We start from the raw sequence: 7260 nt of genomic DNA, 5'->3' as shown, positions 1-7260 counted from the left end.
GCTACCTGGGCTGATGTGATCAACCGCGCTAACCTGGGTATGGAAGTAATGCACGAGCGTAACGCTCACAACTTCCCCTTAGACTTGGCTGCTGGTGAAGTTGCTCCTGTTGCTTTGACTGCTCCTGCAATCAACGGTTAATCATAAAGTTTAGCTGAATCAAAAACGCCTCCTAGAAATAGGGGGCGTTTTTTGGTTGGGTGAATATTTGACCTTTGCTCGGTAAAGTGGTAAAGTGCAATCACAATAGATATTAATTATCAAACTATAGTGGGGTAGGCATCCTGCAAGCCCTAGTCCACCTTATTTAGTTAAACTATTTGTTTAAACGCCGAAAATCCCAAGGCATTTGAGGGCGGCGTTGATTCCAAAAACCTAATTTCTGACTCTTTGCAGATTTCTCGGCCTGCAATAAACTATTTCTCAACTCTGGACAATTGCGCAGGAAATAGTGATAAACTACAGCCTGACCTTCTTCGACCATACTTAGGCTAAGATTGCGATCGCCCACAAACACCTCAGATACTAAGCGATTATATTCATCAGTATATAGGGGTTTGAGGCTGACATCTTGTCCAATAGGCAGTAATTGTTTTAATGTTGCAGTTGATCTACTCCCCCAGGGCTTCTGTTTTCGCTCCGGTGCGTCGATACAAGCTAAACGTACAGTAACTGTTTGTTCATCCTTTTTCACCTCAATAGTGTCGCCGTCTATAATTCTCAAGACCCTGGTGGTAGTATGATTGGTATTCCCAGGGAAGAATTGACATCCTACTACCGCACCACAAAGAACCATAAAAACCAGAATTTTTTTCAACATTCTTTTGAACTCTCTGTGGGTAGATGACCTTGTTGCTGTCTGAGATAAAATCGGGCGTAGCGTTGGTTAAGTGCTAATAATTCTGTGTGGGTTCCTGATTCAACAATTTTCCCTTGTTCCATCACTAAAATGCGATCGCATCGGCGGACAGTGCTTAAGCGGTGAGCTATAATAAACACCGTGCGATTCGCCATCAGTCTTTCTAATGCTTCTTGTACTAATGCTTCCGACTCAGAATCTAAAGCAGATGTAGCCTCATCTAAAATCAAAATTTGCGGGTTGAGAAATACCGCCCTGGCGATCGCGATTCTTTGGCGTTGTCCACCGGATAAATTTACCCCCCGCTCACCCACCCAAGTATAGTAACCCTCTGGTAACTGACTAATAAACTGGTGAGCGTTGGCAATTTTAGCAGCTGCGGTGACTGCTTCCATGTCAAAATTATCTTGACCGAAAGCAATATTTTGGGCAATAGTTCCGGAAAACATCACAGTTTCTTGGGGAACAATACCAATTTGTCGCCGCAGACTATAAAACTTAACATCGCGAATATCTACACCATCAACTAAAATCTTACCTGCTTGGGGGTCATAAAACCGAGGTAGGAGATTGACAAAGGTAGTTTTACCAGCACCGGAAGCACCTACTAAAGCGATGGACTCACCCGGTAATGCCAACAAATTGATATCTTTTAATACAGGTTCCCCTGGTTTATAGGTAAAAGACACGTGACAATATTCTACTTGCCCTTTCACCGGCGGTAAAGCGATCGCCTCAGACTTTTCTAATATCGTCGGTTGAATAGCCATCAACTCAAAAACCCGGTCAACGGATGCTTCACCTTGCTTAAATTCGTTGTAGTTATGAGTAGTATGACCAATGGGGTCAATTAACAACGCCGCCGCCGTTAAATAACTAAAAAACTCTCCCACAGTCAAGTTATTTTGGGCAATTTGCCATGCCCCCACTATTAATAAAAATATGGCACTGACAGCTTCTAAAAAGCCCACTATAGGTATTTGAACTGCTTTTAGGCGCTCGGCGGAGTATTTAGCTTGAAAACTGCGTTCTGCTTCATTTCCAAAACGAGCAATTTCATAATTTTCTGCCGCAAAAGCTTGGACTAAACGGATACCGCTAAATACCTCCGTGAGAATTGCGGATAAGCCAGAAACACGATTTTGACTTTTAACAGAGTACTTGCGTAAACGTTCACCAAACCAGCCAATTAAAACTCCCATCAGTGGCGCTACAATCACTGTAGCTAATGTTAGTTGCCAATTCAGGTAAATCATGTAGACGGGTATAGCCACCAGCTGCAAAATACAGGGGATAAAATCGTGAAATACCTTATTCACAACTTCCCCCACCCGGTCAACATCTTCGGTGAGGCGGTAAGATAAATCACCCGCTTTTGCCGTTTCAAAATAGCTCAAATCCAGTTTTTGCAGATGGGAGTAAACCCGCTTGCGGAGGTCAAAAGCTACCCTTAAAGCCACCTTCGCCATGTACATATCCTGCACAGACTGAAAAAAGCCCCGCACCAAAAAGACTAAAAGCAGCATTCCGGCTAATTGAGCGATCGCTACTATATCACCCTTACCAAAGGGTTCAGCCAATCTACCCGCAAGATTAATTAAGGTTAAAGTCGCCAGTACATAACCGATAATCCCCACGAATCCCTTAGTAATATTTTGCCAATGGGGTTTCAGATAAGGTAATAATTGCCAGTAATGAGAACGAGTTTTCAAGCTGTAAATTCCACAAAAATATTTTTTCTTGTTGAGACATTATGACATTAATCTTGGCCCTAGATTTTGGCGGTACGAAGTTGGCCGCAGCACTGGTAAATATTGGTTCTAGGGAATGGTTACGCCATGAAAGTTGTTTATCTCCAGATGATGGTAATGCTACCACCGACCTAGAAATCATGTACTCGCTGATTGACTCTTTACTACAATCACAAAAACCTGATGCAATTGGTGTTAGTTTTGGCGGACCCGTAGACGCCACCACTGGGACTGTGCGACTATCTCATCATGTTGCTGGTTGGGAAAATATTCCCCTTCAAGATTTACTACAAGATAAATTTACTGTTCCGGTGAGTGTAGATAATGATGCTAACGTCGCCGCTTTAGGAGAATACCGCTTTGGTGCCGGTATAGGAAACAACAGCTTGTTTTATATCACCATTAGCACTGGTGTAGGTGGTGGTTGGATAATCAACGGCCAGCCTTGGCGGGGTATGGGGGGAATGGCGGGTGAAATTGGACACATGGTTATAGATCCTGCTGGTCCTGTGTGTTTGTGTGGAAAGCGCGGATGTGTGGAACGGTTAGCTTCTGGCCCTTATATGGCGCAGAATCTGCGGGAAACTTTGCAAAATCAACCCCACAGAGGCGAAATATTACGGAGGTTGGTAGGTAATAATTTAAATTTAATTACGGGAAAGGTAGTAAGTGCTGCTGCATCCCAAGGTGATGAATTAGCCCAGGATATTCTATTCAAAGGTGCTTGGGCTTTGGGTGTGGGTATTGGTAACGTGGCGAATTTGATTAACCCCCACTTGTTTATTTTAGGTGGAAGTGTAATTAAATCAGGGGATAATTGGTGGGATGTAGTGCGCAAAGCGGCGCGAAAAACAGCTTTACCAGAAATCGATTTGACAATTGTTCCGGCCGCTTTGGGTGATGATGCACCCCTTTGGGGGGCTGTGGCTTTGGCTGAATTAGCTTGGTAATTGCTATATTATGGGCAACAGAACTCACAAAAACCCCCTATTGTATTGAGTACAGTTAAGTCCCAATTTACTGATACATCTGGGTAGCTTTGAGCATATGGTAGGTAATAATCAACTGCGTCAGCGCCAGAGGATAACTTTGCAAAGTTTCCCCAGTAGTTCCCGCAACTTTTCCTAGTTCGGGATTAACTTCGCGATCGCACACGTTGAGTAAGTAAGGCATATCGGAACATAAAATATGCTCTAATTTACTTACCTGTTCTAAAGTCGCGTGACCATCAACTTCCAGTACATCCACAGGTTTACTCATATCCCGGTCTAACCCTAAACGGATTGCCGAATCAGAATTACCATCAGTTAAGTTGAGAATTGAGGTAAAATTAGGATGGGGGATTGTCGGTCGCAATACTAACCGCACATTTAAATGTCCATTGCTATCATCAGCATTATCACTAGGGGAATAAAAACTCACCACTATATCAGACCATTGTCGTTGGGGACGAATAAAACTGTCTGAATCTGGTTCACGCTTTTCTAGTTCTGCCAAAACTTCTTCAGGAGTGTACCCCCGCTTTTGGGTATCGCGTTTAACTTTCCATTGGGCGCGTAGGGGTTCCGGAGGCGCTAAATATACTTTCACGTCGTAGGCTTCACGAGCTACCCGAGTAGAATAACCGAGCAACCCTTCAATAATCACAAATTTCGTGGGTCGGATGTATTGTGGTGGCTCAAATGTACCTGTTTTGTGGCTGTAAACCGGTTTGAGAATGGGCTGTCCGGTGCGCAAGAGGGATAAGTGCTGCTGCATAATATCGAGGTGATTACAGTCAGGATGCAGCGCCGTGATGCCAATTTCTGCACGTTGTTGACGATCATAACGGTGATAATCATCGGTACAGATGACGGTGACATTTTCAGGTCCTAGTACCTGAGCAATTCCTCTGGTCAGTGTTGTTTTACCTGCGGCGCTGTCACCGACAATTCCCAAAATTATTGGACGTCCCATGATTCCCCTCCGGATATGAACAACAAATACAGTAATAAACGTTTTTAGTTAATTTTTATATTTTAGAAGGTAATTGACCCATTAACTCAACTCAAACATCCTGCGTAACATCTCTATACATTTAATTTACTGGCGGTTACTTATAATTAAGTTGGTCAATATAGTTAAACATCAATACATCCAACACCTGTTTGATAACTATTGAATCTGCTTATTAAGTTTTTTTAAGTTGAGTTAATTAGGTGTTTTTAGTGCTTAACTGAGTATTCAAAGAAGTGTTGCACATTCGGGGTATGTGATGCTTTTTGGTATATACCAGAGAGGTAAAGCAGTTTTGGGAATCAAGACGGACTAGGGATTATGGTGACGCTGAATATTTCAGATTCCGACAAAATTGATAAATTTCGGCATCTTCAGTTAAGTTTATGCGATCGCTGGCCGACTATTGAACTATTTGACAATAGTGAGGCGGATATTTTAATTATTCCCTCCCTGAGCATCGACCAGCATGAACTGCATAAAGTAGAAGGCTGTGAGCATTATGAAGAAAGATTACTATTTTGTTTGATGCGGTTGCGAAATCCCCGCACGAGACTAATTTATGTCACTTCCATGCCATTACATCCTAGTATTATTGATTACTATTTACAATTATTACCAGGAATCCCATTTTCCCATGCCCGCAATCGCCTGTTACTACTTTCCACTTATGATGCTTCCCTCAGACCTCTAACCGCCAAAATTTTAGAACGTCCCCGGTTGCTAGAGCGGATTCGCCAAGCATTAAGGCTAGAAAAATCCTTTATGACCTGCTACAACTCCACATTTTTAGAGGCGGAATTATCTTTACAATTAAATGTACCATTATATGCAGTCGCCCCAAACCTACAGACCTGGGGGACAAAAAGCGGTAGTCGCCAAATATTTGCAGAAAGTGGAGTCCCATTACCAGACGGTAGCGAAAAGGTATGGAATCACCAAAATTTGGCAGAAGTTGCGAGTGATTTATGGGAACGCCAACCAACACTACAAAGAATAGTAATCAAACTCAATGAAGGAATTTCTGGAGAAGGAAACGCCCTATTAGATTTGCGCCCCATCATGGATGTAGCACCCGGGAAAGTTCCTCGCAGCCAAACAATAGCCACAATTGGCGATCGCTTCTCCACTATGCGCTTTCAGTCCGCAAAAGAAAGTTGGGGGAATTTTCGCGCACGGATTAGGGAACTAGGGGCGATCGCAGAAGCATTTATAGAAGGAGAAAATAAGCGATCGCCTAGTGTCCAAGGACGCATCACACCTAGTGGAGAAGTAGAAATTCTCTCCACCCATGACCAAATTCTAGGCGGTCCAGACGGACAGATTTATCTTGGTTGTAAATTTCCCGCTGATTCTAGCTATCGGTTACAATTGCAGGAATTTGGTTTAAAAATCGGCAGAAAACTGGCCGAAAAAGGCGCATTGGAAAGATTTGGCGTAGATTTCATCACCGTTGACCAAGGAAATGGCCAATGGGACATTCAAGCCATTGAAATTAACTTACGCAAGGGTGGTACAACACATCCCTTTATGACCCTGAAATTATTAACCAACGGACGTTACGACCTAGCCACAGGGTTATTTTACAGTCAGCAAGGGCGGCCTAAATACTATATAGCCACCGACAACCTGCAAAAAGACCCATATCGGGGATTACTACCCAACGATTTGATGGACATTATCGCCCATCACCGGCTGCACTTTGATAGCGGTACCGAAACAGGAACGGTTTTTCATCTTATGGGTTGTCTTTCCCAGTTTGGTAAATTGGGATTAACCAGTATTGGCGATTCCCCACAACAAGCACAAGAAATTTATAACAAAGTCGTCCATGTTCTGGATGAAGAAACCCGCCGCGACAATCCGGATCTACCTTTGTTCTCAGATTACACTTTTCCTATAGCCGGGGATGGATATAACTAGGGAATAGGGAGGAATTTTTCACCCATATCGAGTATTGATACTTTTTTTGTGAGTTTCAATGTGACTGCGAATAAACTCGCCAGCGCCTTACCCCCATGTCTAAGGCCAGACGTTTCTGGTCGGCGCTGGTATTGCGGTCAAATTTATTCAATATAATCCATGAAAATATGGCTACATCAGGATTTCAACCATAGTTGTTACCCAATTATCACCAAATCCATCAGCAGTTATTCCAGGTTGGCATAATAGCATACCAAGCTTTAACGACTAACTACCCCGGTGTAACTACACACCCAGAGCAGAACTACAATTACAGTTGCAGCTTATTTAATCAACTTTTTGGAATCATGCTGACCTATTACCATTTTGACCTGTGGGCGATGGTGAAATTTTCGCGGAATTTGGTAGTTCCATCTCATTTTTAGCTAACCAATCTTCAATAAGTTCAGCGGAAACATCAGACATATTCAATCCTTTAAAAAAGCAAATTGTTTTAAACCTGTCTTTAATTTCAGGGGGAAGGTAAACCCGAATCGAAGCTTCTCCTTGTGCCACACTATACTCCAACTAATAAACTTATTAACCAGTTTATTCGTGTAATGGTTCATCAGGGAAAAATATTAACTAGTTGACTAATGCATCAGTTAATTGGTATAGTATCACCTGTACCCCAGGAAAGAGAAGTAAATCTATCCGAAAGATGACACATAACAAAGGCTATAGCATCCAGAA

6 protein-coding genes and 1 pseudogene are annotated in these 7260 nt (G+C 42.7%); 3 read left to right on the top strand and 4 right to left on the bottom strand.

The genetic code is table 11. The annotated features are described in order from the left end of the window. Positions 1 to 141 (top strand): annotated as a pseudogene (locus PN447_RS09885) (photosystem II q(b) protein); the annotation flags it as partial. A 175-nt stretch (positions 142 to 316) separates the two neighbouring features. Here the strand turns inward: PN447_RS09885 and PN447_RS09880 are convergent. Continuing rightward, on the bottom strand, positions 317 to 820 hold the full coding sequence (locus PN447_RS09880) for a thermonuclease family protein (protein ID WP_271762739.1): 504 nt from the start codon (positions 818 to 820) through the stop codon (positions 317 to 319). Beyond that, entirely contained in the window at positions 814 to 2571 is a 1758-nt protein-coding gene (locus PN447_RS09875; protein ID WP_271762738.1) for an ABC transporter ATP-binding protein, read from the bottom strand. The genes PN447_RS09880 and PN447_RS09875 overlap by 7 nt, the downstream gene beginning before the upstream one ends. Before the next feature lie 41 nt (positions 2572 to 2612). Between PN447_RS09875 and PN447_RS09870 the strand changes: the two genes are divergently transcribed. Continuing rightward, complete coding sequence (locus PN447_RS09870; RefSeq protein ID WP_271762737.1) at positions 2613 to 3560, top strand: ROK family protein; 948 nt, start codon at positions 2613 to 2615, stop codon at positions 3558 to 3560. A gap of 67 nt (positions 3561 to 3627) precedes the next feature. Here PN447_RS09870 and PN447_RS09865 read toward each other — a convergent pair whose 3' ends face one another. Beyond that, positions 3628 to 4566: a phosphoribulokinase gene (locus tag PN447_RS09865; RefSeq protein WP_271762736.1), complete on the bottom strand. Its 939-nt coding sequence runs from the start codon at positions 4564 to 4566 to the stop codon at positions 3628 to 3630. Positions 4567 to 4926: 360 nt separating this feature from the next. On the opposite strand from PN447_RS09865, the gene PN447_RS09860 reads away from it, so the two are divergent. Beyond that, positions 4927 to 6528, top strand: coding sequence for a peptide ligase PGM1-related protein (locus tag PN447_RS09860; RefSeq protein WP_271762735.1), 1602 nt, complete (start codon positions 4927 to 4929; stop codon positions 6526 to 6528). Between the two features lie 345 nt (positions 6529 to 6873). Here the strand turns inward: PN447_RS09860 and PN447_RS09855 are convergent, their stop codons facing one another. Further along, the gene (locus PN447_RS09855; protein ID WP_271762733.1) at positions 6874 to 7083 is read right to left on the bottom strand and encodes a plasmid partition protein ParG; all 210 of its coding nucleotides are present in this window, start codon (positions 7081 to 7083) and stop codon (positions 6874 to 6876) included. Between the last annotated feature and the right edge of the window lie 177 nt (positions 7084 to 7260).

The organism is Anabaena sp. CS-542/02, assembly GCF_028331085.1.
GTDB classification, from domain to species: domain Bacteria; phylum Cyanobacteriota; class Cyanobacteriia; order Cyanobacteriales; family Nostocaceae; genus Anabaenopsis; species Anabaenopsis arnoldii.
Note: the sequence above shows the minus strand (reverse complement) of the source record. Positions and strands in the feature narration are given on the sequence as shown.